Origin of the sequence: Sphingomonas larreae (genome assembly GCF_051400595.1) — a bacterium.
Lineage (GTDB): Bacteria > Pseudomonadota > Alphaproteobacteria > Sphingomonadales > Sphingomonadaceae > Sphingomonas.
On record NZ_JBLFFI010000002.1, the window covers coordinates 169,177 to 194,634 of the forward strand.

Below are 25,458 nucleotides of genomic sequence, written 5' to 3' on the forward strand. Positions count from 1 at the left end.
ACGGTAGCCATCATGCATCCCGGGCGACCATGTCGCGCCGGAGCACGATCGGGGATGCCGGAAAACCGGCCCGAAAAAGGGGACCAAACTCAATGCTGAACGCCTATCGTTCGCGCCTGCTCGCCTCGACCCTGTTGGTCGGCGCGGTGATCGCCGCGCCGGCGACCGCGCAGACCGCGGATCCCGCCAGCCAGCCCGAGACGGGCGTCCAGAGCAACGATCCCAACGCGCCCGCGGCCGGCATCTCGAGCCAGGAAGCGGCTCCGCCGGCCGGCGAGAACAGCGCGGGCGACATCGTCGTCACCGGCACGCTGATCCGCAACCCCAACCTGGTGTCTTCCAGCCCGGTTGCGGTGGTCGGCGCGGAAGAGATCCAGCTGCGCCAGCGCAACACCGCGGAGGAGCTGCTGCGCGACCTTCCGGGCGTGGCGCCGTCGATCGGCTCGTCGGTCAACAACGGCAACGGCGGCTCCGCCTATGTCGATCTTCGCGGGCTCGGCAACTTCCGCAACATCGTGCTGCTCGACGGCGCGCGCATCACCCCGGCGAGCACAGTTGGTCGCGTCGACCTCAACAACATTCCGCTCGCGCTGGTGGAGCGCGTCGACACGCTGACGGGCGGCGCGGCGACCACCTATGGCGCCGACGCGGTGTCGGGCGTGGTCAACTTCATCACGCGCTCGGACTTCTCGGGCATGGAGGCAAACGTCTCGCAGGGCATCACCGAGCGCGGTGACGCTTCCTCGTTCCGCGCCGACCTGACGCTTGGGGCGAACTTCGACGACGGCCGCGGCAACGCGGTGGTGTCGTTCGGCTATCAGGACGTCGACCCGGTGTACCAGGGCGCGCGCGATTTCTCGCGCAATAACTACACCTCGACCTCGGGCGGCCGCGGCGGCTCGGGCACGACGGTGCCGGGCCGCTTCACCTTGGGCAACGCGTACAACACGATTGTGCCGGACACGGGCACGCTGCGCCCGTACGTCGGCGCGACCGACGGCTTCAACTTCAATCCGTACAACGTCTTCCAGACGCCCTTCAAGCGCTACAACATCTATGGTGCGGGGCATTACGAGCTGTCCGACCATATCGAGGTCTACGGCCGCGGGATGTTCTCGAAGAACACCGTGAGCACCATCATCGCGCCGTCGGGCGTGTTCGGTCAGCTGCTCACCATTCCGGTCAGCAACCCGTACCTGCCCGCCCCCGCGCGCGCGCGATTCTGCGCGAACAACGACTTCGATCCGAATACCGCGGGTATCCAGACGCTGACCGCGGCGCAGTGCGCGGCGGCGGCGACGGCGACCTCGCCGACCGACCCGAACTTCCGCACTTTCACCACCACCGCCGGACGCCGCTTCACCGAGGTCGGTCCGCGTGTGTCCGACTATGTTACCACGATGTTCGACTATCGTGCGGGCGTGAAGCTGGGCATTACCAACTCGATTTCGCTCGATCTGTCGGGCGCTTACGGCGAGTCGGAGAATCGCCAGACGCAGTCGGGCTACGTTCTGATCTCGCGGCTGCGGTCGGCGGTCTATGCCACCAACCCCAACACCTGCCTCGGTTCGTCGCCGGCGGTGCTCAACCCCGACCCACGACTCCCGCCACTCGCCAACGCGGGTGCGGGTACCAACGCGGGCTCGGGCTGCGTTCCGGTCAACGTCTTCGGGGCGGACGGTTCGATCTCGCCCAATCAGATCCCGTATCTGACCGCGGCGGCGACCACCTCGCAGAACACGTCGCTGGCACAGGCGCGCGCGCTGCTCAGCGGTGACATCGGCAAGACGCTGCCCTGGGCATCGGAGCCGATCGGCTTCGCGGTCGGTGCGGAATATCGCAAGTACACCGCCGAGCAGTTCGCCGACGAACTGTCGCAGACCGCGGGTGAACTCGGCGGCGCCGGCGGCGCCGTGCCGAACTATCGCGGCAGCTACGACGTCCGCGAGGGTTATGCGGAGATCATCGCCCCGCTCGTCAGCGACAAGCCGTTCTTCCACAGCCTGACGATCGAGGGCGGCGTGCGCTACTCGAGCTACAAGGTGCAGGCGGAGGGCAGCCCGGCCTATGACACCTGGACGTACAAGGGTGGTGGTAGCTGGGAGCCGGCAAGCGGGCTCAAGATCCGCGGCAACTACCAGCGCGCGGTGCGTGCGCCGAATATTGCTGAGTTGTTCTCACCGGTTAACACCGGGTTGACCTCTCTAGCGACTGATCCCTGCCGTACAACCCGTAATCCTACGACCGGTGCGATCACCTATGCAGGCCCGCTCGGCAACGCGAACTTGCAGGCTGTCTGCCTGGCTCAAGGGGCAGCACCGGAAACAATCGGCGGTATTGCCAACCCGACGGCTGGCCAAGCAAATGCTACGACTGCTGGCTCGACCACGCTGCGGCCAGAGACCTCGAACAGCTACACCATAGGCGCGGTGTTCCAGCCAAACTTCCTGCCCGGCTTCAGTATCTCGGTCGATTACTACAATATATCGATTCGAAACGCGATCTCGCAGCCTGTTCCTGGCGACCTCGTCTCGGGCTGCTTCGGCAACAGCAATGCTGGAGGAATCACCGCGACGAGCGTGAGCAATCCCATTTGCTCGTTGTTCCGGCGCAACTCGGTCACTGGTGGGCTCGATGGTGATCCGGCCACGACCCAGGGCCTTCTGTTCCCCGCGACCAACTCGGGCCGCATCCTGACCGATGGTATCGATCTCGGGATCAACTACCGTCGCGATCTCGGCTTCGCGAAGCTCAACCTGTCGTTCAACGGCAATTGGACGAACCGGTCGAAGTTCCAGGCTATCGTGGAAGGCTCCACCGTGCCGCTCGGCAACCCCATCGGCGCCGGGCTCGCGCTGCCGACGACGGTCTATCGCGAGTGCGTCGGCTTCTACAGCGGCAATTGCGGTTCGCCCGGTTCGGCTGGCCCGAGCTCGGCGGCGGGTTCGATCCAGCCGGAGTTCACCTGGAACCAGCGCACCACGCTCAGCATCGGCGACGTCGATCTGTCGGTGCTGTGGCGCCACCTTGACGGCGTCGAGGTCGAGCCGGGCGTGACCACCTTCTCGGGCACGATCGAGGCAGGTGCGCTCGCCGGTCGCGACGTCAATTTCGGGAAGATCCCGGCGTACAACTATTTCGACCTCGCCACCCGCTTCGGCGTCAGCGACAATTTCGACCTGACGGTGACCGTGACGAACCTGTTCGACAAGCAGCCGCCGCTCGTCGGTGGCACCGTGGGTGCGACCTCGTTCAACAGCGGCAATACCTATCCGTCGACCTATGACGCGCTGGGCCGCCGCTTCAACGTCGGCGCGCGCATCAAGTTCTGATCGCGCCCGGACGGACGTGAAACAGGGGGTGGGCTTCGGCCCGCCCCCTTTTTCGTGCGCGATGGCGTCGCACGCCGCCCTTGCGCCCTCGGCGGCACACCCGCACATCGCCTGCGATGGATCCCGTGGTCACCCGCTTCGCGCCATCGCCGACCGGGCGGCTGCACCTCGGCCACGCCTGTGCCGCGATACGCGCGCACGATCATGCGCGTGATCGCGGCGGGCGCTTCCTGCTGCGGATCGAGGACATCGACGGCACGCGCAGCCGCGCCGAGCATGTCGTGACGATCCTCGACGATCTCGCCTGGCTCGGCCTGACGTGGGACGGTGAGGTCGTCTTGCAGTCGCATCGGCTCGACCGCTACGCCGCCGCGCTTGATCAGTTGCGCGGGATGGGGTTGCTCTACCCCTGTTTCTGCACCCGCGCCGAGATCGCCGAGGCAATGAGCGCGCCGCATGCCGCCACGCCGATCTATCCGGGCACGTGCCGCGCGCAGCCCGCGCCCGATCTGTCGCGCCCGCACGCCTGGCGGCTCGACATGGCCGCGGCGGTGGCGCGCGCCGGCCCGCTCGCGTGGAGCGACAACGGCGGCTTCGTCCAAGCCGACCCGCTCGCGCTCGGCGACGTGGTGCTCGCGCGCAAGGATGCGCCGGCGAGCTATCACCTCGCGGTGACGGTGGACGACGCCGCGCAGGGGGTTACCGACGTCGTGCGCGGGGTCGACCTGTTCGAGGCGACCCACGTTCATCGCCTGCTCCAGGCGCTGCTCGGCCTGCCGGTGCCGCGCTGGCACCACCATGCGCTGCTCACCGGCGCGGACGGTCGGCGGCTCGCCAAGCGCGACGGCGCGCCGACGCTGGCAGCGCTGCGCGAACGTGGCGACGACGGTCGCGCGCTCGCGGCGCGACTGCGCGCGGGCGACTTCCCAAACGGCGATGGAGGTCCTACCTACCGGGCATGAACACCTTCCTCGTCATCCTGCTCGTCGCGGCGATGATCGCCACGGTGGTCGCGCTGGTCCGCGGCATCGTCTCCTTCCTCCAGGAGGCATCCGCCAACGCGCGCGGCGAGGGCGGCGGGCCGACCGCCGCGCAGCTGAAGAGCAACCGGATGATGCAGCAGCGCATCCTCTTCCAGGCGCTGGCGGTGCTGGTGGTGGTGGTGCTGCTGTTCGCCGCCGGGCGGACCTGATCCGCGGCGGTGGTCAAGCTCAACAAGATCTACACCCGCACCGGCGACGCGGGGACGACCGGGCTGGTCGACGGCAGCCGCGTGCGCAAGGACGACGCGCGAATGGCAGCGATCGGCGACGTCGACGAGGCGAACAGCGCGATCGGTGTCGCTGCCGAGACGATGGCTGACGCCGACATGCTGGCGGCGCTCCGTCGCATCCAGAACGACTTGTTCGATCTTGGCGCCGACCTCGCCACCCCCGGCGACGATTACGCGCCGTCCGCAATGGTCCTGCGCGTGGTGCCCGCCCAGGTCGAGCGGCTCGAGCGCGAGATCGATGCGCTCAACACCGATCTGCCGCCGCTCACAAGTTTTGTGCTGCCTGGCGGTGCGGCGGCCTCGCTGCATCTCGCGCGCGCGATCGTCCGCCGCGCCGAGCGGGCGGCGGTGGCGCTGCTGCCACATGCCAACCCGGTGGCGGTCATGTACCTCAACCGATTGTCGGATCTCCTCTTTGTCGCATGTCGCGCGGTGAACCAAAAGCGCGGTGGCGACGTTCTGTGGGTCGCGGGGGCAAATCGTTAACACAGGATAATCCCGCTGGCGTCGCGTGGGGCGGCGCGAGGAGCTGGTTGATGATAGCGCGTCTCGATCCACGGGCCGGCAGCGACGCGCTGGCCGAGCGCTATCGCCGGGTGCGCGCGTTGAGCGAGGCGCTGGTGGCGCCGCTCTCCGACGCCGATGCGACGGTGCAGTCGATGGACGACGCCTCCCCGGCGAAATGGCATCTGGCGCACACCAGCTGGTTTTTCGAGACCTTCGTGCTGCGCGATCATGTCGCCGGCTACCAGCGGCACGACGAGCGCTTCCCGTTCCTGTTCAACAGCTATTACGAGGCGGAGGGGCGACGTCACGCGCGCGGGCGGCGCGGCATGGTGACGCGTCCGACGCTGGCGGAAGTGCTGACCTATCGGGCCGCGGTGGACGCCGCGCTGCTTGCGGCACTGGCGACGCTGCCGGGCGCCGCGCGCGAGCTGATCGCACTCGGCTGCCATCACGAAGAGCAGCACCAGGAGCTGCTCGTCACCGACATGCTCCACCTTTTCTCGGAGAACCCGCTCGAGCCGGCGATCTGGCCGGCGGCGCGCAAGGTGCCGGTCGCGCTGCCGGGCGAGATCACGTGGATCGAACATGTCGGGGCGGTGGTGGAGGTCGGCCACGCCGGCGACGGGTTCGCGTTCGACTGCGAGGGGCCGCGGCATCGCGCGCTGCTGGCGCCGCACGCGCTGGCCGACCGCACCGTCACCAATGGCGAATGGGCTGCCTTCATCGGCGACGGCGGCTATCGTGATCCGCGCTGGTGGCTCTCCGACGGCTGGGCCTGGGTGCGCGGCGAAGGCGTCGCGGCGCCGCTCTACTGGGAGCAACGCGAGGGTGTGTGGACCCGCTTCGGGCTCGACGGGCGCCGCGCCATCGATCCCGCCGCGCCGGTCACGCACGTCAGCTTCTACGAGGCGGACGCCTATGCCAGCTGGGCGGGCGCGCGGCTGCCGACCGAATTCGAGTGGGAGGCGGCGGCCGCGGCGCATGATCCCCGCGCCGGTAACCAGCTCGACCTGGCGGGAGCGGTCGAGCCCCGCCCGGCGGAGGAGGGCCCCGCCTTCTTCGGAGATGTGTGGGAATGGACCGGCTCGGCTTATCGCCCTTACCCCGGCTTCCGCGCGGTCGAGGGTGCGGTCGGCGAGTATAACGGCAAGTTTATGAGCGGACAGTTCGTGCTGCGCGGCGGCAGCTGCGCCACTCCGCGGGGCCATGCCCGCGCGAGCTATCGCAACTTCTTCTATCCCCATCAGCGCTGGCAGTTCACCGGCGTCCGTCTCGCGAAGGATCTCTGATATGCTCAAGCCCGAGATCGCCGACGGTCAGGCCAGCCTCGCCGACCCGCAGTTCCGCGCCGACGTGCTGGCCGGCCTCGCGCGCCGGCCGCGCGCGATCCCGGCACGCTGGTTCTATGATCATCGCGGTTCGCAGCTGTTCGAGCAGATCACCGACCTGCCGGAATATTATCCGACCCGCACAGAGACCGCGCTGCTGCACGAACTTTGTCCCGAGCTGCATCGGCTGGCGGGGGCCGGCCGCGCCGTGGTCGAGTTCGGGTCGGGCTCCTCGACCAAGACGCCGACGCTGCTGCGCTGCCTGGAACCCGCGGCGTACGTGCCGATCGACATCTCGGGCGATTTTCTGCGCGAGTCGTCACAGGCGCTGGCACAGGCCTTTCCCGGGCTGCCGGTGCTGCCGTTCGAGGCGGACTTTACCCGGCCGCTGACGCTGCCGGCGCAGGTGACGGACGCGCCCAAACTCGGCTTCTTCCCCGGCTCGACGATCGGCAACCTGATCCCGCTCGCCGCGGTAGACCTGCTGCGCGCAATGCGTGCGTCGCTCGGCGAAGGGGCGATGCTGCTGATCGGGATGGACCGGATCAAACAATCTGATGTGCTGCTGCCCGCCTATGACGACGCGCAGGGTGTCACCGCGGCGTTCAACCTCAACCTGCTCGAGCGGATCAACCGCGAGCTGGGCGGCACGATCCCGGTCGACGCGTTCCGCCACTGCGCGCTGTGGAACGACGATCGCGCGCGCGTGGAGATGCACCTGGAAGCGCGGCGCGACGTGGCGTTCGAGGTCGATGGGCGCGATTTCGCCATCGGCGAGGGCGAGACGATCCACACCGAGAACAGCCATAAATATGGCGAGCGCGACGCGCGGATCCTGCTGCGGAGCGGTGGCTGGACGCCGATCCGCGAGTGGACCGACGAGAAGGGGCTGTTCGCGGTGATCCTCGCCGAGGCGCAGCCGGAACGGCCGGCGCCGTAGCGCCTAAGGCATGCGGTTCGAACGACCGGCGTGCTCCTGCGGAGCCGGGAGCCTAGAGCCACAGGCGTCGGTCCTTCGGCTTTGAGCTCCGGCGTTCGCCGGAGCACGTTCCAGCCTCAGTGCACCAGAGAGAGGCCAAAAGGCGTTACAGCAGCTCCAGCCACTGTCCGTACTTAGGGGAGAGCAGGGGTCGGGCGGATCCGCGCGCGCGGCACTGGAGGAGATGCCCCACCCCCGACCTCTCCCTTGCAGGGAGGGGAGAGTAGGGCCGATCTCCCTCACCAGCGACACGCTTAGCGGTTGGTGCGGATCCGCAGCGCCACCGACTGCGCATGTGCCGGCAGCCCCTCCGCGCGCGCCAGCGCGATAGTCGCGGGACCCAGCTCGTTGAGCGCGGTCTCGTCGAGCTGGAGGAAGCTGGTGCGCTTCATGAAGTCGGTCACGCCGAGTCCGCTGGCGAAACGCGCTCGGCGCCCCGTCGGCAGCACATGGTTCGGTCCCGCGACATAGTCGCCGATCGCCTCCGGCGTGTGCCGGCCGAGGAAGGCCGAGCCGGCGTGGCGCAATCGGTCGAACAGCGCGCGCGGGTCGTCGCAGGCGAGCTCGACATGCTCCGGCGCGAGGCGATCGACCAGTGGCATCGCGTCCGGCAGCGCGGGCACCACCACGATCGCGCCATTGTCCTCCCACGCGACGCGCGCCACCGCCTCGGTCGGCAGCACGGTGAGCTGGCGCTCGACGGCTGCGGCGACGCGCTCGGCGAAGCTGCTGTCGTCGGTGAAGAGGATCGATTGCGTGGTGGTGTCGTGCTCGGCCTGGCTGAGGAGGTCGGCGGCGATCCACTCGGGATCGTTGGCGCCGTCGGCGACGACGACGATCTCGCTGGGTCCCGCCACCATGTCGATGCCGACCACGCCATAGACCTGGCGCTTGGCCTCGGCGACCCAGGCGTTGCCCGGACCGGTGACGACGTCGACCCGCGCGATCCGCTCGGTGCCATAGGCGAGCGCCGCGATCGCCTGCGCGCCGCCGACGCGCCACACCTCGTCCGCGCCGGCGAGATGCGCCGCGGCGAGCACCAGCGGGTTGATCGCGCCGTCGGGTGTCGGCGTCACCACGACCAGCCGCTCCACCCCGGCGACGCGCGCAGGAATCGCGTTCATCAGCAGCGTCGACGGATAGGCTGCGCGCCCGCCCGGCACGTAGATGCCGGCGGCGTCCACCGCGCGCCAGCGCGCGCCGAGCCGCACGCCCGCGGCGTCGGTAAAGTCGGTGTCGGTGGGGCGCTGCTTTTCGTGATAGGCGCGGATGCGCGCGGCGGCGAGCTCGAGCGCGCTCCGCAGTTCCGGCTCGAGTGCCGCGAACGCCGCGGCGCAGGCGGCGCGTTCGATGCGCCAGCCGGTCTGGTTGAGGTCGTGGCGATCGAGCTTCTGCGTGAAGGCGTGAAGCGCGGCGTCGCCCTCGTCGCGCACGCTGCGCACGATCGTGGCGACGTCGCGCGCCACGTCCGTCGCGGCCTCGCGGCGTGCGTCGACCAGTGTGTCGAAGCGGGTGGCGAAATCGCCGTCGCGCGTGTCGAGCCGGATCATGCCGCCGCCTCCACCCGCATCGTCCCCACTGCGGCACGGAACGCCTCGACCAGCGGGAAGACGTGCGCGCGCGTCTTCATCGCGGCGCGGTTGACGACCAGTCGGGCCGAGACCGCCATGATCGGCTCGACCTCGACCAGACCGTTTTCCTTGAGCGTCCGCCCCGACGAGACGAGATCGACGATCCGCGCGGCTAGTCCCAGCGTCGGCGCCAGCTCCATCGCGCCGTTGAGCTTGATGCACTCGGCCTGCACGCCGCGGCGCGCGAAATGCTGTGCGGTGACGTGTGGATATTTGGTCGCGACGCGGACGTGGCTCCAACCGCGCGGATCGTCGCGCGCGGCCAACTCGGCGGGTTTGGCGACCGACAGGCGGCAATGGCCGATGTCGAGGTCGACCGGCGCGTACAGCTCGGGATAGTCGAACTCGGCGAGCACGTCCGAGCCGACGATGCCGAGCTGCGCCGCGCCGTGCGCGACGAAGGTGGCGACGTCGAAGGCGCGGACGCGGATCAGCTCTATACTGGGATCGGCGGTGCGGAAGCGCAGCGCGCGGCTGCTCTCGTCGCCGAAGGCGGGCTCGGGCACGATGCCGGCGCGCGCGAGCAGCGGCAGCGCCTCGCCGAGGATGCGGCCCTTGGGCACCGCGATGACGATCGGGTCGGAGGGGGCGGAGGGCTCGGACATGGCGGGGCTTTACGGCCGGCGCCACGCGGGAGCAACGGGTAGGGCAGGAGGTGACGGCGATGGGCGAGTCGGTGCGGGAGGCGTTCCGGATCCAGGCCTTTTATTGCGCGCGCATGGACGCGCCGATCTACGCGCGGCTGTGCGAGGTGATCGCCGACCGGCTCCAGCGCGACAGTGAGGTGGCCCGACGCGTGCTCGACTGGCCGGGCGAGCCCACGCGCGATGCCCTCCCGCTGCGGCTGATCGGCGGGCTGCACGCACTGGTGCTCGACCGTGCCGACGACGCGCTGGCGGCGGTGTTCGCGGGCATGGTGGCCGTGCCCGACGCGATCGCCGCGGTGCTCGCCGCAACCTTCGACCATCACGCAGCGCGGCTGCTGCCTTATCTCGACGGGCCCCCGCAGACCAACGAGCCCGGGCGCGCCGCGGCGCTGATGGTGGGGCTGATCGCGGTGGCGCGGCGGTTCGGACCGCGCGTGGAAACGCTGGAGATCGGCGCGAGCGCGGGGCTCAATCTGCTGATCGATCGCTACCGCTTCGATCTCGGCGGGACGGTGATCGGGCCCGCCGAAGCGCCGCTGACGCTCCGCCCCGAGTGGCGCGGCAACCCGCCCGAATCGCTCGCGCTCGACATCGTCGCGACGCGCGGCTGTGATGTCGCCCCGCTCGACGTGCGTGACGCGGCGCAGGCGCGTCGGCTCGAGTCTTACGTGTGGCCGGAGGCGCCGGAGCGGCTCGAGCGGCTGCGCGCGGCGGTGGCGATGGTGCGCGAACACGGCGTCGCGCTCGACCGCGCCGACGCCGCCGACTGGATCGAGGCGCGACTGGCCGAGCTGCAGGCGGCCGGCGTCACGCGCGTGCTGCTCCATTCGGTGGTGTGGCAGTATCTGCCGGTCGAGAGCGCCGACCGCGTGCGCGCAGCGATGGCCGCGGCCGGCGCGGGCGCCACACCCGAGCGCCCGCTCGCCTGGGTGATGATGGAGCCTGATCGTGCGAGCGCGCGCCAGCTGGTGCGCGTGCGCTCCTGGCCCGACGACCGCGGCTGGGAGACGGTGGCGAGCGCGCACGCCCATGCCGCCTGGATCGCGCCGGGCGCGCCGGCGGAGGAGGGGCCGGGGATCACGTTGCCGGAGGCGGCGGTGAGCGCGTCGGGGTGAGCGGCAATCCGGACGCAGCGGGCACGTTTTCATACGTGGCTGACTCGTGAACCCGTGGCGCAACCCGACGCCGTCATCCCGGGCTTGACCCGGGATCCATCGTGCCGCGAGCACGTGCCAGCGTTGCTCTCGCGGAGGAACGGATCCCGGCTCAAGGCCTGGATGACGACGCGGGATAGCGTAACGCTGGTGTTGCGACGTTCTCCGTGCGGTGACAACGCGGTGATTGTCACCAACGCCGTCGAACCGCGCTTACCGCAGCCGTCGCACGTCGATCGTGACGTGGCGGATGCGCTCGCGGTTCCAGCTGTAGGTCACGTGTACCACGCCGTCGCGGGCCTGGATCACCGCCGGGTACGCATAGCCGTCCGGTCGCGGCCGATCCTCCAGCGTCAGCACCTTGCGCCAGCGCACTCCGTCATCGGACAGCGCCACCGCGAGCGGCCAACGTGGCCCCGTGTCGCTGCCGGGCCGGTTGGTACTGTCGTTGTAGACCAGCAGCAGGCGTCCGTCGGCGAGCGTGACCGCGTCGGTGCCCGCGTTGGGATTGGGAAGCGCAAGCGCGGTCAGCGCTGACCAGTGCCGCCCCGCGTCGCGCGACCAGCTCGCCGCCATCACGCCCTGCCGTGTCCGCGCCACCGCCATCATACGTCCGTCGCGCAGCGTCAGCAGGCTCGGCTGGATCGCCTCGAGCCCGCGCGGCGAGGCGATCGCGGGCAACACGTGCCACGTCCGGCCGCGGTCGGTCGAGCGCTCGACCAGCGCGTACCAGCGGTTGTGCGCGGCGCTGCCGACCTCGCGGCTTGACGGCGCCAGCCACGCGCCATCACGCGCCACGACCGGCTTGTTCTTGATCGGCCCGAGCACGCCGGCGGGCAGGCGGCGCGGCGCGCTCCAATGGCGTCCGCCGTCGCGCGACTCGATCACCATGCCCCACCAGTCACGCGGGTTCGGTCCGACCTTGTAGAAGAGCTGGAGCGGCGCGCCCGGCGGCTGGAACAGCACTGGATTCCACGTCGGCTGGCCGTTCCCGGCGGCGACCGCGCGCGGCTTCTCCCAGCCCGCGGCGGTGCGGCGCGCGAACCAGATGCGGACGTCGCCGCGGCCCTCGCCGCTGCCGCCGAACCACGCCGCGGCGAGCGCGCCGTCGGCGAGCTGGACGATCGTCGAGGCATGCGCCTGCGGATAGGGCGGGGCGGGGTCGACGAACGCGCTGGCGAAGATCCCTGAGGGCGCGGTCTGGGCCAGCGTGGGAGCGGCGGCGAGCGCGAGCGCCAGCACGCGGAGGAGGGTCATGGTGGCGCCTCGGTGGTGAAGGCGTCGCGTGTAGGCGGCAAAGCAGGGCGCGTCACTGGTAGGGCTGAGCGTCTCCCCATCCTCCCGTCGCCCCGGCGGAGGCCGGGGCCCAGGTGGGGGACGCTGGTGAGCTTCACATGGGCTTTCCCAGCTGGACCCCGGCCTTCGCCGGGCCGACAGGTAGAGCGGGTGGCAGCCTCTCCTTCGCGCGCCTACCGACTCACCGCCGCTGCGCGCGCCTCACCGCCGCCGCGGGCCCCTCGGCCCAGACGCACCGCCGCCCGGCCGGCGCTGCGGCACGCGCGCCGCGCGCGGCGGCGCCGCGCCGTCCATCGGCTCGATGCGGACGCCGTTCTCGTCCTCGCCGTCGCTGTTCGCGGACGCACGCACCGCCGCGGCGAAGCGCGCGGCCAGCGCGCGCGGCACCTGGAACTGAGTCTCCATCGGCCCGATCCGGATCGCGCCGATCTCGCTCTTCGTCACGTGACCGCGGCGGCACAGCAGCGGCAGCACCCAGCGCGGGTCGGCGTTCTGGCGCCGGCCGATGTTCATGCGGAACCACACCACGTCGTCGAAGCCGTCGCGATGCCCCTTCTGCGCGCTCTCGCTCGGCGCCTGGCCGGTCAGCTCCTCGGGCGCGGGCAACGCGGCACGCTGCGCCGCTACCAGCGCGGCGGCGATGTCCTCGGGCGAGCGCTGCGCCAGCAGCTCGGCGGCGAGCGCGCGGTCGTCGTCGTCGAACTCGACCGGTGCGAGCAGGGTCTCGAGCAGGCGCTCGCGATCCTTGGCGCGGATCTCCTCGGCGCTCGGCACCTCGCCCCATTCGGTCGCGATGCGCGCGCCGCGCAGCATCATCTCGACGCGGCGCCGCCGCGGATAAGGCACGATCAGCACAGCGGTGCCCTTCTTGCCCGCGCGGCCGGTGCGACCCGAGCGGTGTTGAAGCACCTCGGCATCGCGCGGCATCTCGACGTGGATGACCAGGCTGAGCGTCGGCAGGTCGATCCCGCGCGCCGCCACGTCGGTCGCCACGCAGACGCGCGCGCGGCGGTCGCGCAGCGCCTGCAGCGCCTGGTTGCGCTCGTTCTGCGAATGCTCGCCCGACAGCGCCACGGCGGCGAAGCCGCGCTCGACCAGCCCGGCGTGAAGGTGGCGAACGTTGTCGCGCGTGGCGCAGAACAGCATCGCGGTCTCCGCCTCGTAGAAGCGCAGCAGGTTGATCACCGCATGCTCGATGTCCGCGGGCGAGACGGTGACGGCGCGATAGGCAATGTCGCCGTGGCCGCGCTGCTCGCTGACGGTGGAGATGCGCAGCGCGTCGCGCTGATAGGTCTTGGCGAGCTGGACGATCGGGCGCGGCAGCGTCGCGGAGAAGAGCAGGGTGCGGCGCTCGGTCGGAGTCTGGTCGAGCAGCGCCTCGAGATCGTCGCGGAAGCCCATGTCGAGCATCTCGTCGGCCTCATCGAGGATCGCGACGCGGAGTTGGCCGAGCTTGAGCGCGCCGCGCTCGGCATGGTCGCGCAACCGGCCCGGCGTGCCGACGACGATATGCGCGCCATGGTTGAGCGCGCGGCGCTCGCGGCTGGCGTCCATGCCGCCGACGCAGGTGGCGATGCGCGCGTCGGCGTAAAGCCACGCCAGCTCCTTGGCGACCTGGAGCGCGAGCTCGCGCGTCGGCGCGATCGCCAGGGCCAGCGGCGCCGCGGCGGGGGGCAGCGCACCGTCCTCGCCGAGAAGCTGCTCGGCCATGGCGAGGCCGAAGGCAACGGTCTTGCCCGAGCCGGTCTGCGCGGAGACGAGGAGGTCGCGGCCGTGCGCGGCCTCGGCCGTCACCTCGGACTGGACGGGAGTGAGCGCGGTATAGCCACGCGCGGCGAGCGCGCTGCCCAGCGCGGCAGGAAGATTCGGAAAGTCCATGAGGACTGCGCACATGGGCGCGATAGCGCAAAAATGCCAGTGGGAACGGTGCCGCAGCCGGGACGTTCGGCGCTTTTCTCCCTATCACGGCAGGATAGACGCGACATGGCGCTCGTCAACGACCCCGTATGGTTCATCACCGGCTGCTCCACCGGCTTCGGTCGCGAGCTCGCGCGGCTGGTGCTGGAGCGGGGCTGGCGCGCCGTGGTGACCGCGCGCGACTCGGACCGCGTCGCCGATCTCGTCGAGCAGTTCGGCGACCGCGCGCTCGCGCTGTCGCTCGACGTGGTCGATCAGGCGCAGATCGACAGCGCGGTGGCCGCGGCGACCGAGCGCTTCGGTCGGATCGACGTGCTCGTCAACAACGCGGGCTACGGCTATCAGTCGAGCATCGAGGAGGGCGAGGATCACGAAATCCGCGCGCAATTCGACGCCAACGTCTTCGGCCTGTTCGCGCTGACCCGCGCGGTGCTGCCCGGGATGCGGGAGCGCCGCGCCGGTGCGATCGTCAACATCACCTCGGTCGCGGGGCTCGTCGGCTTCCCGTCCTCGGGCTATTATGCCGCGTCGAAGCACGCGGTGGAGGGCTTCTCCGACTCGCTCGCCGCCGAGGTGGCGCCGCTCGGCATTGCGGTCACCTGCGTCGAGCCGGGCCCGTTCCGCACCGACTGGGCCGGCCGCTCGCTGCGCCAGACGCCGAGCACGATCGCTGATTATGCCGAAACCGCGGGCGCGCGGATGGCGTCCACCAAGGGTGTCTCGGGCAACCAGCCCGGTGATCCGGTGCGCGCGGCCGAGGCGATGATCGCGGCGGTCGAGCGCGACACGCCGCCGCGGCATCTCGTGCTCGGCAAATGGGGCTTTGACGCGGTGACCGAGCGGCTGCGCGCGCGCGTCGCCGAGATCGAGGCGCAGCGCGACGCCGCGCTCGGCGCCGACTTCCCGGCAGACGCTACCAGCGGTAATTGAAGCTCACGCTGATGCGGTCGGCCTTGGCGGTGCTGGGCATCACCTCGTGGCGCAGCCAGCTCTCCCACAGGAACAACGTGCCCGGCGCCGGCTCGGCATAGACGAAGGTGCCGTCGCGCGGCGGCGCCGCCATCAGCATCGGCAGCCGCGGGTCCTCGAGCTTCAGCGCGCCGGACCCGGGCGGCACCGCGACATAGAAGGTGCCCGAGATGGCGCTGTGCGGATGAAGATGGCCCGAATGGGTGCCGCCCGGCTTCATCACGTTGACCCACAGGCTGTCGAGCCTGAGCTTGCGCCCGCCGAGGTCGAGGCCGGCTTCGGCGGCGAAGGACGCGACGTGGCGATCGAGCAGGCGCTTGAGGCCGGCGAAGGCGGGGTCGCGCTGGGGCAGATCGTCGAGCGAGGCATAGCTCGTGTAGCCGCGATAGCCGTGCGCCTTGGACCAGCGCTTGCCGGCGATGTCGTCCGTGGCGAGCGCGAGGCAGGAGTCGGCCAGCTCGGCGAGCAGCGCGGGCTGGTCGAGCCGCGCCTCGTAGAAATGCGTGGGGAAGAGCTGGCGGAGCGGCATGATGGGTCCTTCGAGATCGGGCGAGCGCTTAGCCGAAGGCGAGCGACGGGGACAAACCCTTCCCGGAATGGGAAGGATGTGGTGCGCTCGCGACGTCCGCCTAAGCGCCCAGCCGCAGCGCGACGTCGTTCATGAAGCGCACGTCGTCGCCCTTGGCCAGCCAGCCCGCCTCCGCCGCGATCGCGCCGAGCAGGTCGCTGAGCGGGTCGATCTCGCTCTTGGCGTAGTTGCCGAGCACGTGACCGGTGACGCGATCCTTGTGGCCGGGATGGCCGATCCCGATCCGCACGCGACGGAAGTCTGGCCCGAGATGCTGGTCGATCGAGCGCAGGCCATTGTGCCCCGCGGTGCCGCCGCCCTGCTTTACTTTCACCTTCATCGGCGCGAGGTCGAGCTCGTCGTGGAACACGGTCAGCGCCTCGACGCCGAGCTTGTAGAAGCGCAGCGCCTCGCCGACCGAGCGGCCGCTGTCGTTCATGAAGGTGGCGGGCTTGAGCAGCAGCACCTTGACGCCGTCGACGCGCCCCTCCTGGAGCCAGCCTTGGAACTTCTTGGCCGGCGACGCGAAGCCGTGGACCTCGGCGATCGAGTCGACCGCCATGAAGCCGACGTTGTGCCGGTGCATTGCATATTGCGCGCCGGGATTTCCCAGGCCGACCCAGAGTTGCACGATGTTGGTCTCCTGATGAGGTGAACGAGCGGGAGGCCGCGCCTCACCGACCGTCATCCCGGCCCTGAGCCGGGAGCCACGCCGCCGAAAGCACCGAGGCCGGTTCGCTGGTGGCGCCATGGATGCCGGATCAAGCCCGGCATGACGGGCGTGGGCGACGGTGGCGACACCTTCACGAAAGCGAAAGGGGCAGGGGAGCGTCGCCGCTGCCCTGCCCCCCGAACGGCTCACGCGGAGCGCGACGGTCAGCCCTCGGCCGAACCCTCGCCAGCGTCCTCGTCGCCCGCGCCAACCGACTTCAGCGCCGACGGCGCAACCAGCGTCGCCACGGTGAAGTCGCGGTCTTCGATCGCGGGATGCGCGCCGGCGGGCAGCGACACTTCGCTGATATGGATCGAATCGCCGACGTCCTTGCCCGCGACCGAGACGTTGATCTCGCTCGGGATGTTGCCCGCGTCGACCACCAGCTCGAGCTCGTGGCGCACGACGTTGAGCACGCCGCCCTTCTTCAGGCCGGGCGATTCCTCTTCGTCGACGAACACCACCGGCACCGCGACGGTGACGGTCGCGTCGGCGGCGATGCGGAAGAAGTCGACGTGCGTCGGGCGGTCGGTCACCGGGTGGAAGGCGACGTCCTTGGCCAGCGTGCGCTGCCCGTCGACCATGATCACCGAGTTCATGAAGTGGCCGGTCATCAATGCCTTGACCAGCGCCTTCTCCTCCAGGTGAATCGCCGACGGCGCCTGGTTCTGGCCGTAGATCACGGCGGGGACGCGGCCTTCGCGACGCAGTGAGCGGGAGGCTCCCTTGCCAACCCGGTCACGCGTCTCGGCCGCGAGCGTGATGGTATCGCTCATGTGGGTGCTCCGAAACGTGGAATGACTGATATGCTCCCGCCACGCCTCCAGGGATGACCATGACGAGAAGTGCGCGCGCTTAGCCGCGACGCGCCCGAAACGCAATCAGTAGTTCACACGCACCGCCTTGAGGCGGTACGCGCCGAGCTGCGCCTGGACGCTCTGCGCGCCCGCCAGATGCCCAGCGCCGACCGCGACGAAGACGGTGCCGGGCTGCTTCATCCGCTCCGCAATCCACGCTGCCCACCGCTTGTTGCGGTCGACCAGCAGCGCCTTGGCGACCTCGGGAGAGTCCTTCAGCGATTCGTTCATCTCTTGCGCCACGCCGTCGGGGTCACCGTGCGACCAGGCGCTGACCAACGTGTCGAAGGTGCGCTCGGCGGTGGGCAGCTCGTCCAGCGTGCTCTCCAGCAGCTGGAGCTGCGCGGGCGGCGACAAGGTGTCGAAGATGCCGAGCTGCCCCTCGAACGTCTCCAGACCCACCACCTGCTTGCCCGCGGCGCGTGCCGCCTGGGTCAGCACCGTCTCGGGGCCATTGGCGGCCTGGTAGCCGAGCTTCTGCATCGGCAGCAGCGACAGCGTCACCGCCGCGAACCAGGGCCGCATCCGATCATAGGCCGCCGCGGTGATGCCGCCCTCGCTCATCGCCTTGGCGAAGGCGGGGCGGTAGTTGGGCGGCAGCTGTGTCGTCAGCACGCTGCCCGCCGGCGCGAACGCCTTGGCGGCGACGATCCGCTGCGACGTCGCCGCGTCCGGCTCGACCATCTCGAGCACCAGCGTCTGCGACTGGTCGAACGCCTTCTTCACGCCCTCGTCGAACCAGGAGAGGCCGGGCTTCAGCACGTGGATCGTACCGAAGAGGTAGATCGTCGTGTCCTTGTCCTTCACCACCCACAGAGCGGGATCGGCTTCGCCCGCCGCGGCGGGGGCGGGCACTCGCTGCGCGCAGGCGGGAAGCGCGAGGAACAGCGCAACGGCGGAGAGGGCGATCTTCATGGCAGCGGTCATGCGGCGGCGTCCCGACGAAGGAAAGGGGGCGCTATCGCTGCCCGTGCGGCGCGTCGCAAGGCGCGCGCGCATCAGCCGTGGCAGAGCCGCGCCGCGACCGAGTCGAGCGCACGCGCCGCCTCTGCCCGCGTCCCGACCGGCAGCCGCGCCTTGCCCGCGACGCGCGCGCGGACCTGATCCGTCTCCTGCCACAACGCATCGGCCTGTTGTTGCGTTAGCCGCTGCATCTTGCGTGCGGTGACGATGTCCGCCTGGATCACGTTGGCGCGGGTGGCCAGCACCGAGGTGGCCGGCGTCACGCCCTGCGCAAGGCCGAGCGGTCGACACGCCGGTAGCGCGCGTGACGCGCGCGCGCTCGTCTCGGCCGGCTGAGGCAAAGGCGAGAGCACCGGGTTCACCGGTTCGGCGAGAAGAAGGGCAGCAAAAAGAAAAGGATAGGCCATGAGTAGCGCTCCTTTTTATGATAGGGAAAGATGCGCGATAGCAGAAGATTGCTGAACAGCAGCCGACTCAACTTGTCTCGCTCTTCGATGCTCAGCGGTCAGTCATAAGTTATCGAGATAAAACAAAGGCAACACTATCAGCTATCTGCGGTCAGGTGCGGTAACCGACGCGGCTGCGCCACCACGCCGACGCGCCACTCGCTTGATTCCGCGCCGGGCTTCGGCCACAGCGCCGCGGTGACCGACACCAGCGCCAACCGCCCGCTCAGCTTCCAGGCGATGATCCTGCGGCTCCACCAATATTGGTCGGAGCGCGGCTGCGTGATCCTCCAGCCCTATGACATGGAGATGGGCGCGGGCACCTTTCACCCCGCCACCACGCTGCGGGCGCTCGGGCCCGATACGTGGAACGCCGCCTTCGTCCAGCCGTGCCGCCGGCCCACCGACGGCCGCTACGGCGAGAACCCCAACCGGCTGCAGCATTACTACCAATATCAGGTGATCCTGAAGCCGAGCCCGCCCGACCTGCAGGAGCTGTATCTCGGCAGCCTCGCCGCGATCGGGGTCGACATGGGCGTCCACGACATCCGCTTCGTCGAGGACGATTGGGAGAGCCCGACGCTGGGCGCCTGGGGGCTCGGCTGGGAGGTGTGGTGCGACGGGATGGAGGTGACCCAGTTCACCTATTTCCAGCAGATGGGCGGCTTCGACATGAAGCCGGTGGCGGGCGAGCTGACCTACGGGCTCGAACGGCTGGCGATGTACATCCAGGACGTCGACAACGTCTACGACCTGCGCTTCAACGATGCGGGCGTGAGTTATGGCGACGTCTTCCTCGAGAACGAGCGCCAGATGAGCGCGTGGAACTTCGAGGTGGCGGACACCGACGCGCTGTTCGACGCCTTCCGCAAGGCCGCGGCCGAGTGCGAGAACAGCCTCGTCGCGGGGCTGCCGATCCCGGCCTATGAGCAGGCGATCAAGGCGAGCCACACGTTCAACCTGCTCCAGGCGCGCGGCGTGATCTCGGTGGCGGAGCGCCAGGCGTATATCGGCCGCGTGCGCGACCTGGCGAAGGGCGCCTGCGGGGCGTGGATGGAGAAGAACGGGTGGGCGGCGTGAACCACATGACCGACTTCCTGCTCGAACTCCGCTCGGAGGAGATCCCCGCCCGCATGCAGGCCAAGGCGCGCGAGGATCTCGCCCGCCTGTTCGCTGCCGAGCTCGCACGCGCCGGGCTCGCCGCGGTAGAGACCGTCACCTACGCCACGCCGCGCCGGCTCGCGCTGATCGCGCGCGGGCTGCCCGAGGCGACCGCCGCAGTGTCGGAGGAGATCAAGGGCCCGCGCGCGTCCGCGCCGCCGCAGGCGCTCGAGGGCTTCCTGCGCAAGACCGGGCTCACCCGCGAGCAGCTCACCGAGCGCGACGGCGTGCTCTACGCGGTGAGCGAGAAGCCCGGCCGCGCCACGCCCGACGTGCTCGCCGAGGCGGTCGCTGCGGTGATCCGCGCCTTCCCCTGGCCCAAGTCGATGCGCTGGGGCGCGGAGTCGCGCTCGACCGAGAGCCTGCGCTGGGTCCGCCCGCTCCACGGCATCGTCGCGCTGTTCGGCGAGCAGCTCGTGCCGGTGAGCGTCGCGGGCGTGGAGAGCGGCGCGGCGACGCTCGGCCACCGCTTCCACCATCCCGGCGCGATCACGATCGGCTCGGCGGCGGACTATGTCGAGAAGCTGCGCGCCTGCCACGTCATCGTCGACCAGGACGAACGCGCCGCGCTGATCCGCGAGCGCGCCGCCGCGCTCGCCGCCGAGGCCGGGCTGGTGCTGGTCGAGGACGAGGGGCTGGTGGCCGAGAATGCCGGGCTGACCGAATGGCCGGTGCCGCTGCTCGGCCGCTTCGACCCCGCCTTCCTCGACGTGCCGCCCGAGGTCATCCAGCTCACCGCGCGCGTGAACCAGAAGTATTTCGTCTGCCGCGACGCTGACGGGCGGCTCGCGAACGCGTTCGTGTGCACCGCCAACATCGCCGCGAGCGACGGCGGCGCGCGGATCGTCGACGGCAACCGCAAGGTGCTCGCGGCGCGGCTGAGCGACGCGCGCTTCTTCTACGAGACCGATCTCAAGGTGCCGCTCGAGCAGCAGGCAGAGAAGCTCGGCAAGATCGTGTTCCACGAGAAGCTGGGCACGGTTGCGGACAAGGTGGAGCGCGTCGCCAAGCTGGCGCGCTGGCTGGTGGAAGAGGGCATTGTCGGCGGCTCGGGCGATGCCGCTTCCACGTCCTCCCGTCACCCCGGCGAAGGCCGGGGCGCCGCTACGGAACGGGTGCGACTGGACCCCGGCCTGCGCCGGGGTGACGCGGAGTTGGCGGATCAGGCGTATCGCGCCGCCAAGCTCGCCAAGGCCGACCTCGTCACCGGCATGGTAGGCGAGTTCCCCGAGCTGCAGGGGTTGATGGGCGGCTATTACGCTGCGGCGCAGGGCGAGCCGGCCGCGGTGGCCGAGGCGGTGCGTGACCATTACAAGCCGGTGGGGCAAGGGGATGAAGTGCCGACCGCGCCGGTGACGATCGCGGTGAGCCTCGCCGACAAGCTGGACACGCTTGCGACCTTCTTTGCAATCGATGAGCGACCGACCGGTTCGAAAGACCCGTATGCACTTCGCCGAGCCGCTTTGGGCATCATTCGGTTAGTAATACACAATGAGCTTCGTCTAGAATTGTTGCCTGTCCTCTTTCACGCGTGCTCCGATGTTCACTTCCGGTTGCAGCGGAGTCCACTTGAACGGATGTGGCCGATTATATCTGATTACGAGGCGATAAGCCGCCGCTTGATCAATCGTGAGACATTCAACCAGTTGGTTATTTCCGCTACTCAGGCGGCGAACGAGGATGCGGCCGCGTTCGTTGAGCAAGGTACAACTGACAGTCGTATTCTCTTCGCCTTCTTCGCCGACCGCCTCAAGGTGCAGCAGCGCGAGGCCGGCGTGCGCCATGACCTCATCGACGCGGTGTTCGCGCTCGGCGGCGAGGACGATCTCGTCTGCCTGCTCGCACGGGTGCGTGCGCTCCAGTCGTTCGTCGACACCGAGGATGGCGCCAACCTTCTCGCGGGCTACAAGCGCGCCGCCAACATCCTCAAGAAGGAAGGCATCACCGACACCGCACCGGCGCAGCGGCACCAACCCCTGTCCTACACGCCGGAAAAGGACGAAGCCGCGCTCGTCGTCGCGCTCGACTCGGCCGAGCCCGCCGCCGCCGCCGCGGTCGCGCGCGAGGACTTCGAGGGCGCGATGGCCGCGCTCGCGACGCTCCGCGCCCCGATCGACGCCTTCTTTGACCATGTGACCGTCAACGACCCTGACCGGGCCAAGCGCGACGCGCGGCTGGCGCTGCTCGCGCGCGTCCGCGCCGCGGTCCATACGGTCGCCGATTTCGCCAAGATCGAAGGTTGAGAGACACCGCGCCCGGCTCTCAACTTTCTCAACATTCGCGCGCCCGCCCTCGTCGAAACAAGGACTTGGAAGCATGACCGACCAGTACGTCTATCGCTTCGGCGGGGGGGTGTCGGAGGGCAAGGCGGGCGACCGGAACCTGCTTGGCGGCAAGGGCGCCAACCTCGCCGAGATGGCCTCGATCGGCCTGCCGGTGCCGCCGGGCTTCACCATCTCCACTGCGATGTGCGCGCGCTACTATGAGAAGGGCGAACGCTTTCCCGAGTCGCTGCGCGCCGAGGTGGCCGCCGGGATCGCGCATATCGAGGGCATCACCGGCAAGCATTTCGGCGACGCGGCTAACCCGTTGCTCGTCTCGGTGCGCTCGGGCGCGCGCGTGTCGATGCCGGGGATGATGGACACCGTCCTCAACCTCGGGCTCAACGACGCCACCGTCGAGGGGCTGGCGGCGGCGAGCGGCGACGCACGCTTCGCCTGGGACAGCTACCGCCGCTTCATCCAGATGTACGCCGACGTGGTGCTCGAGCTCGACCATGGCGCCTTCGAGGAGGCGCTGGAGATCGCCAAGGAGGACCGCGGCTACACGCTCGATACCGAGCTGTCGGCGGACGACCTGCGCGGGCTGGTCGCCGAATATAAGCAGCTGGTCGAGCAGCTCTGGGGCAGGGCGTTCCCGCAGGACGTCCACGATCAATTGTGGGGCGCGGTGGGCGCGGTGTTCGGCTCATGGCAGTCGGAGCGTGCCAAGGTGTACCGCCGGCTCAACCACATACCGGGCGACTGGGGCACCGCGGTGAACGTCCAGGCGATGGTGTTCGGCAACATGGGCGACACCAGCGCCACCGGCGTCGCCTTCACGCGCGACCCTTCGACCGGCGAGCGCGCTTATTACGGCGAGTTCCTCATCAACGCGCAGGGCGAGGACGTGGTGGCGGGCATCCGCACGCCGCAATATCTCACCCGCGCGGCGCGGGAGCGGGCGGGGGCGCGGCCGCTGTCGATGGAGGAGGCGCTGCCCGACGTGTATGCCGAGCTGGCGCGCGTCTTCGACACGCTCGAGACGCATTACCGCGATATGCAGGACATCGAGTTCACGGTGCAGCAGGGCGTGCTATGGATGCTCCAGACGCGCTCGGGCAAGCGCACCGCCAAGGCCGCGCTCAAGATTGCGGTCGACATGGCGGAGGAGGGGCTGATCACGCGTGAGGAGGCGATCGCGCGCGTCGACCCCTCCGCACTCGACCAGTTGCTCCACCCGACACTCGATCCCGCGGCGGTGCGCGATGTGCTGACCAAGGGGCTGCCCGCGTCGCCGGGTGCCGCCTCGGGCGCGGCGGTGTTCGACGCCGACACCGCCGAGCGCTGGGCCGCCGACGGGCGCGCGGTGATCCTGCTGCGCACCGAGACCAGCCCGGAGGACATTCATGGGATGCACGCCGCCAAGGGCATCCTCACCGCGCGCGGCGGGATGACCAGCCACGCCGCGGTGGTGGCACGTGGGATGGGGCGGCCGTGCGTCTCGGGTGCGGGCGCGCTCTCTATCGACGCGCGGGCGAAGGTGGCGCGGGTCGGCGGGCGCGAGCTGCGCGAGGGCGACGTGCTGACGATCGACGGCGCCACCGGCGAGGTGATGGCGGGTGAGGTGCCAACGCTCCAGCCCGAGCTCGCGGGCGATTTCGGCACGCTGATGGCATGGGCGGATGCGGTGCGCCGCCTCAAGGTGCGCGCCAACGCCGAGACGCCGGCGGACTGCCGCACCGCCCGCGACTTCGGCGCCGAGGGCGTGGGACTGTGCCGCACCGAACATATGTTCTTCGAGAGCGACCGCATCACCGCGGTGCGGCAGATGATCCTGGCGAGCGACGAGCGTGGCCGCCGCGCCGCGCTGGCGAAGTTGCTGCCCGCGCAACGCGCCGACTTCACCGCGATCTTCGAGGTCATGGCGGGCTTGCCGGTGACGGTGCGACTGCTCGACCCGCCGCTCCACGAGTTCCTGCCGCATGAGGAAAAGGAGTTCGCCGAGCTCGCCGAAGCGGCGGGGGTGGCGGTCGACATACTGCGCCGCCGCGCCGCCGAGCTGCACGAGTTCAACCCGATGCTGGGTCATCGCGGCTGCCGGCTGGGGGTAACGTATCCGGAGATCTACGAGACTCAGGCGCGCGCCATCTTCGAGGCCGCGCTCGACGTCGCCGGGAGGAGCGGCGAGGCGCCGATCCCCGAGGTGATGATCCCGCTCGTCGCGACCAAGCGCGAACTCGATCTCATGAAGGCGGTGGTCGACCGCGCCGCCGAGGCGGTGTTCGCCGAGCGCGGGCGGCGGGTGGACTATCTGGTCGGCACGATGATCGAACTGCCGCGTGCCGCGCTCAAGGCCGGCGAGATCGCCGCGAGCGGCGAATTCTTCTCGTTCGGTACCAACGACCTGACCCAGACGACGCTGGGGGTGAGCCGCGATGACGCGGCGCGCTTCCTCGGCGCCTATGTCGAGCAGGGTATCTATGCGCGTGACCCGTTCGTCAGCCTCGACGTCGAGGGCGTCGGCGAGCTGGTCGCACTGGCGGCCGAGCGCGGGCGTGCGACGCGGCCGGGGATCAAGCTCGGCATTTGCGGCGAGCATGGCGGTGATCCGGCGTCGATCGCCTTCTGCGAGCAGGTCGGGTTGGATTATGTCTCGGCGTCGCCGTACCGCGTGCCGATCGCGCGGCTGGCGGCGGCACAGGCGGCGCTGGCGGCGCGCTGAGGTCCTCTTCGACCGGGCGAGATGTACCGCGAGGAAGAGGTCGTCCTGGGGGAGCGGTCAACCTCTCACGTCATCCGGCCTGGTGCCAGGGCCCATTGCGCCGCGTACGTCGAACGTCGTTGCTTTTGCGCCAGCATGGATCGCGGCGCACGCCGGGATGACGGTCGAGCGTCGATCGGTCACTGCCTCACATCGTCAGACGATGCGGCGATCTGTCGGGTGCGCCGGCGCGGCAGCAGAGCGCGGCACCACGCCCTCGTCGCGGAACGTACGCTCGTCGCGGACCACGCGTTCGTCGTAGCTCGGTGGGTCGCCCAGGATCGGCCGCTCATCGCGTACGATACGCTCCTCCACCACCGGCGGCGCGGCGCGTAGGCGCTGGTTCTCGCGTTCGAGTTCGGCGATTCGCGCATTCTCGCGCTCGAGCTCGGCGATCCGCGCGTTGTCGCGTTCCAGCTCGGCAAGGCGGCCGTGATCGCGCTCTAGCTCCGCCACGCGCTTGTTCGTCACCGCATGGGCGTCGCGCTCTGCGATGTAGCGCGTCTTCCACTTGCGCCCGCCCGGATGGCTCGCCAGGCCGAACAGCCAGCCGGCGATCAGCGCGATGGCGAGCGCCACATATTGCGTCGACGTCGTGAACAGCATCGCATCCTCCCTGCCGCCGGGCACGAGTGCCCATAACGTCATAGCAACGAGCAGCGTGGACGCGGTGTTCCGGCGCGATCAAGCAGGCGG

21 protein-coding genes are annotated in these 25,458 nt (G+C 69.9%); 11 read left to right on the plus strand and 10 right to left on the minus strand.

What is annotated here, in order from left to right; all coding sequences use genetic code 11:
* The first annotated feature begins 92 nt into the window (after positions 1–92).
* From ACMGDM_RS09045 to egtD, 6 genes are all read left to right on the plus strand, one after another.
* Positions 93–3,332, plus strand: coding sequence for a TonB-dependent receptor domain-containing protein (locus ACMGDM_RS09045; protein WP_436803805.1), 3,240 nt, complete (start codon positions 93–95; stop codon positions 3,330–3,332).
* Between the two features lie 116 nt (positions 3,333–3,448).
* Positions 3,449–4,294 carry a tRNA glutamyl-Q(34) synthetase GluQRS gene (gene gluQRS, locus ACMGDM_RS09050; protein WP_436803806.1) on the plus strand — a complete coding sequence of 282 codons (846 nt, stop codon included), beginning with the start codon at positions 3,449–3,451 and terminating at the stop codon, positions 4,292–4,294.
* A complete protein-coding gene (locus ACMGDM_RS09055) occupies positions 4,291–4,524 on the plus strand; it encodes a twin transmembrane helix small protein (RefSeq protein ID WP_436803807.1) in 234 nt (77 codons plus the stop codon). The genes gluQRS and ACMGDM_RS09055 overlap by 4 nt, the downstream gene beginning before the upstream one ends.
* Positions 4,525–4,533: 9 nt before the next feature.
* On the plus strand, positions 4,534–5,091 hold the full coding sequence (locus ACMGDM_RS09060) for a cob(I)yrinic acid a,c-diamide adenosyltransferase (RefSeq protein WP_436803808.1): 558 nt from the start codon (positions 4,534–4,536) through the stop codon (positions 5,089–5,091).
* 50 nt (positions 5,092–5,141) lie between these two features.
* Positions 5,142–6,401, plus strand: a complete 1,260-nt coding sequence (egtB, locus tag ACMGDM_RS09065; RefSeq protein WP_436803809.1) for an ergothioneine biosynthesis protein EgtB — start codon at positions 5,142–5,144, stop codon at positions 6,399–6,401.
* A 1-nt stretch (position 6,402) separates the two neighbouring features.
* Positions 6,403–7,380, plus strand: a complete 978-nt coding sequence (egtD, locus tag ACMGDM_RS09070; protein WP_436803810.1) for an L-histidine N(alpha)-methyltransferase — start codon at positions 6,403–6,405, stop codon at positions 7,378–7,380.
* A gap of 293 nt (positions 7,381–7,673) precedes the next feature.
* Here the strand turns inward: egtD and hisD are convergent, their stop codons facing one another.
* Together hisD and hisG are read right to left on the minus strand one after the other, a co-directional pair.
* Complete coding sequence (hisD, locus tag ACMGDM_RS09075; RefSeq protein ID WP_436803811.1) at positions 7,674–8,969, minus strand: histidinol dehydrogenase; 1,296 nt, start codon at positions 8,967–8,969, stop codon at positions 7,674–7,676.
* Entirely contained in the window at positions 8,966–9,655 is a 690-nt protein-coding gene (hisG, locus tag ACMGDM_RS09080; RefSeq protein WP_436803812.1) for an ATP phosphoribosyltransferase, read from the minus strand. The genes hisD and hisG overlap by 4 nt, the downstream gene beginning before the upstream one ends.
* Before the next feature lie 59 nt (positions 9,656–9,714).
* Here hisG and ACMGDM_RS09085 point away from each other — a divergent pair, with 59 nt between their 5' ends.
* Positions 9,715–10,812 carry a DUF2332 domain-containing protein gene (locus tag ACMGDM_RS09085; RefSeq protein WP_436803813.1) on the plus strand — a complete coding sequence of 366 codons (1,098 nt, stop codon included), beginning with the start codon at positions 9,715–9,717 and terminating at the stop codon, positions 10,810–10,812.
* Positions 10,813–11,064: 252 nt separating this feature from the next.
* Here the strand turns inward: ACMGDM_RS09085 and ACMGDM_RS09090 are convergent, their stop codons facing one another.
* Entirely contained in the window at positions 11,065–12,108 is a 1,044-nt protein-coding gene (locus ACMGDM_RS09090; RefSeq protein ID WP_436803814.1) for a sialidase family protein, read from the minus strand.
* Between the two features lie 240 nt (positions 12,109–12,348).
* A complete protein-coding gene (locus ACMGDM_RS09095; protein ID WP_436804254.1) occupies positions 12,349–14,025 on the minus strand; it encodes a DEAD/DEAH box helicase in 1,677 nt (558 codons plus the stop codon).
* A 105-nt stretch (positions 14,026–14,130) separates the two neighbouring features.
* Between ACMGDM_RS09095 and ACMGDM_RS09100 the strand changes: the two genes are divergently transcribed.
* Positions 14,131–14,994: an oxidoreductase gene (locus tag ACMGDM_RS09100; protein ID WP_436803815.1), complete on the plus strand. Its 864-nt coding sequence runs from the start codon at positions 14,131–14,133 to the stop codon at positions 14,992–14,994.
* Here the strand turns inward: ACMGDM_RS09100 and ACMGDM_RS09105 are convergent.
* From ACMGDM_RS09105 to ACMGDM_RS09125, 5 genes are all read right to left on the minus strand, one after another.
* The gene (locus tag ACMGDM_RS09105; protein WP_436803816.1) at positions 14,978–15,562 is read right to left on the minus strand and encodes a TIGR02466 family protein; all 585 of its coding nucleotides are present in this window, start codon (positions 15,560–15,562) and stop codon (positions 14,978–14,980) included. The two genes, ACMGDM_RS09100 and ACMGDM_RS09105, sit on opposite strands and share 17 nt — an antisense overlap.
* Before the next feature lie 100 nt (positions 15,563–15,662).
* Positions 15,663–16,232 carry an aminoacyl-tRNA hydrolase gene (pth, locus tag ACMGDM_RS09110; RefSeq protein WP_436803817.1) on the minus strand — a complete coding sequence of 190 codons (570 nt, stop codon included), beginning with the start codon at positions 16,230–16,232 and terminating at the stop codon, positions 15,663–15,665.
* A 245-nt stretch (positions 16,233–16,477) separates the two neighbouring features.
* The gene (locus tag ACMGDM_RS09115) at positions 16,478–17,089 is read right to left on the minus strand and encodes a 50S ribosomal protein L25/general stress protein Ctc (RefSeq protein WP_436803818.1); all 612 of its coding nucleotides are present in this window, start codon (positions 17,087–17,089) and stop codon (positions 16,478–16,480) included.
* 105 nt (positions 17,090–17,194) lie between these two features.
* Entirely contained in the window at positions 17,195–18,097 is a 903-nt protein-coding gene (locus ACMGDM_RS09120; protein WP_436803819.1) for a TraB/GumN family protein, read from the minus strand.
* A gap of 71 nt (positions 18,098–18,168) precedes the next feature.
* Positions 18,169–18,540, minus strand: coding sequence for a hypothetical protein (locus ACMGDM_RS09125; RefSeq protein WP_436803820.1), 372 nt, complete (start codon positions 18,538–18,540; stop codon positions 18,169–18,171).
* Positions 18,541–18,819: 279 nt separating this feature from the next.
* Here ACMGDM_RS09125 and ACMGDM_RS09130 point away from each other — a divergent pair, with 279 nt between their 5' ends.
* From ACMGDM_RS09130 to ppdK, 3 genes are all read left to right on the plus strand, one after another.
* Positions 18,820–19,659 (plus strand): glycine--tRNA ligase subunit alpha, encoded by an 840-nt coding sequence (locus tag ACMGDM_RS09130; protein WP_436804255.1) that lies wholly within the window; start codon positions 18,820–18,822, stop codon positions 19,657–19,659.
* A 5-nt stretch (positions 19,660–19,664) separates the two neighbouring features.
* On the plus strand, positions 19,665–21,983 hold the full coding sequence (glyS, locus tag ACMGDM_RS09135; protein WP_436804256.1) for a glycine--tRNA ligase subunit beta: 2,319 nt from the start codon (positions 19,665–19,667) through the stop codon (positions 21,981–21,983).
* Positions 21,984–22,056: 73 nt separating this feature from the next.
* Positions 22,057–24,723: a pyruvate, phosphate dikinase gene (gene ppdK, locus ACMGDM_RS09140; RefSeq protein ID WP_436803821.1), complete on the plus strand. Its 2,667-nt coding sequence runs from the start codon at positions 22,057–22,059 to the stop codon at positions 24,721–24,723.
* 195 nt (positions 24,724–24,918) lie between these two features.
* Here ppdK and ACMGDM_RS09145 read toward each other — a convergent pair whose 3' ends face one another.
* Entirely contained in the window at positions 24,919–25,368 is a 450-nt protein-coding gene (locus ACMGDM_RS09145) for an MreC domain-containing protein (protein WP_436803822.1), read from the minus strand.
* Positions 25,369–25,458 lie beyond the last annotated feature (90 nt).

Excerpts from the sequence above, each read along its gene's own strand:
- ACMGDM_RS09120 (WP_436803819.1), bottom strand. The coding sequence starts at position 18,097 with ATGACCGCTGCCATGAAGATCGCCCTCTCCGCCGTTGCGCTGTTCCTC.
- ACMGDM_RS09100 (WP_436803815.1), top strand. The coding sequence starts at position 14,131 with ATGGCGCTCGTCAACGACCCCGTATGGTTCATCACCGGCTGCTCCACC.
- ACMGDM_RS09145 (WP_436803822.1), bottom strand. The coding sequence starts at position 25,368 with ATGCTGTTCACGACGTCGACGCAATATGTGGCGCTCGCCATCGCGCTG.
- gluQRS (WP_436803806.1), top strand. The coding sequence starts at position 3,449 with ATGGATCCCGTGGTCACCCGCTTCGCGCCATCGCCGACCGGGCGGCTG.
- ppdK (WP_436803821.1), top strand. The coding sequence starts at position 22,057 with ATGACCGACCAGTACGTCTATCGCTTCGGCGGGGGGGTGTCGGAGGGC.
- ACMGDM_RS09090 (WP_436803814.1), bottom strand. The coding sequence starts at position 12,108 with ATGACCCTCCTCCGCGTGCTGGCGCTCGCGCTCGCCGCCGCTCCCACG.
- ACMGDM_RS09045 (WP_436803805.1), top strand. The coding sequence starts at position 93 with ATGCTGAACGCCTATCGTTCGCGCCTGCTCGCCTCGACCCTGTTGGTC.
- ACMGDM_RS09055 (WP_436803807.1), top strand. The coding sequence starts at position 4,291 with ATGAACACCTTCCTCGTCATCCTGCTCGTCGCGGCGATGATCGCCACG.
- ACMGDM_RS09125 (WP_436803820.1), bottom strand. The coding sequence starts at position 18,540 with ATGGCCTATCCTTTTCTTTTTGCTGCCCTTCTTCTCGCCGAACCGGTG.
- hisG (WP_436803812.1), bottom strand. The coding sequence starts at position 9,655 with ATGTCCGAGCCCTCCGCCCCCTCCGACCCGATCGTCATCGCGGTGCCC.
- ACMGDM_RS09115 (WP_436803818.1), bottom strand. The coding sequence starts at position 17,089 with ATGAGCGATACCATCACGCTCGCGGCCGAGACGCGTGACCGGGTTGGC.
- glyS (WP_436804256.1), top strand. The coding sequence starts at position 19,665 with ATGACCGACTTCCTGCTCGAACTCCGCTCGGAGGAGATCCCCGCCCGC.
- hisD (WP_436803811.1), bottom strand. The coding sequence starts at position 8,969 with ATGATCCGGCTCGACACGCGCGACGGCGATTTCGCCACCCGCTTCGAC.
- egtD (WP_436803810.1), top strand. The coding sequence starts at position 6,403 with ATGCTCAAGCCCGAGATCGCCGACGGTCAGGCCAGCCTCGCCGACCCG.
- ACMGDM_RS09105 (WP_436803816.1), bottom strand. The coding sequence starts at position 15,562 with ATGCCGCTCCGCCAGCTCTTCCCCACGCATTTCTACGAGGCGCGGCTC.
- ACMGDM_RS09085 (WP_436803813.1), top strand. The coding sequence starts at position 9,715 with ATGGGCGAGTCGGTGCGGGAGGCGTTCCGGATCCAGGCCTTTTATTGC.
- egtB (WP_436803809.1), top strand. The coding sequence starts at position 5,142 with ATGATAGCGCGTCTCGATCCACGGGCCGGCAGCGACGCGCTGGCCGAG.
- ACMGDM_RS09095 (WP_436804254.1), bottom strand. The coding sequence starts at position 14,025 with ATGGACTTTCCGAATCTTCCTGCCGCGCTGGGCAGCGCGCTCGCCGCG.
- ACMGDM_RS09130 (WP_436804255.1), top strand. The coding sequence starts at position 18,820 with ATGATCCTGCGGCTCCACCAATATTGGTCGGAGCGCGGCTGCGTGATC.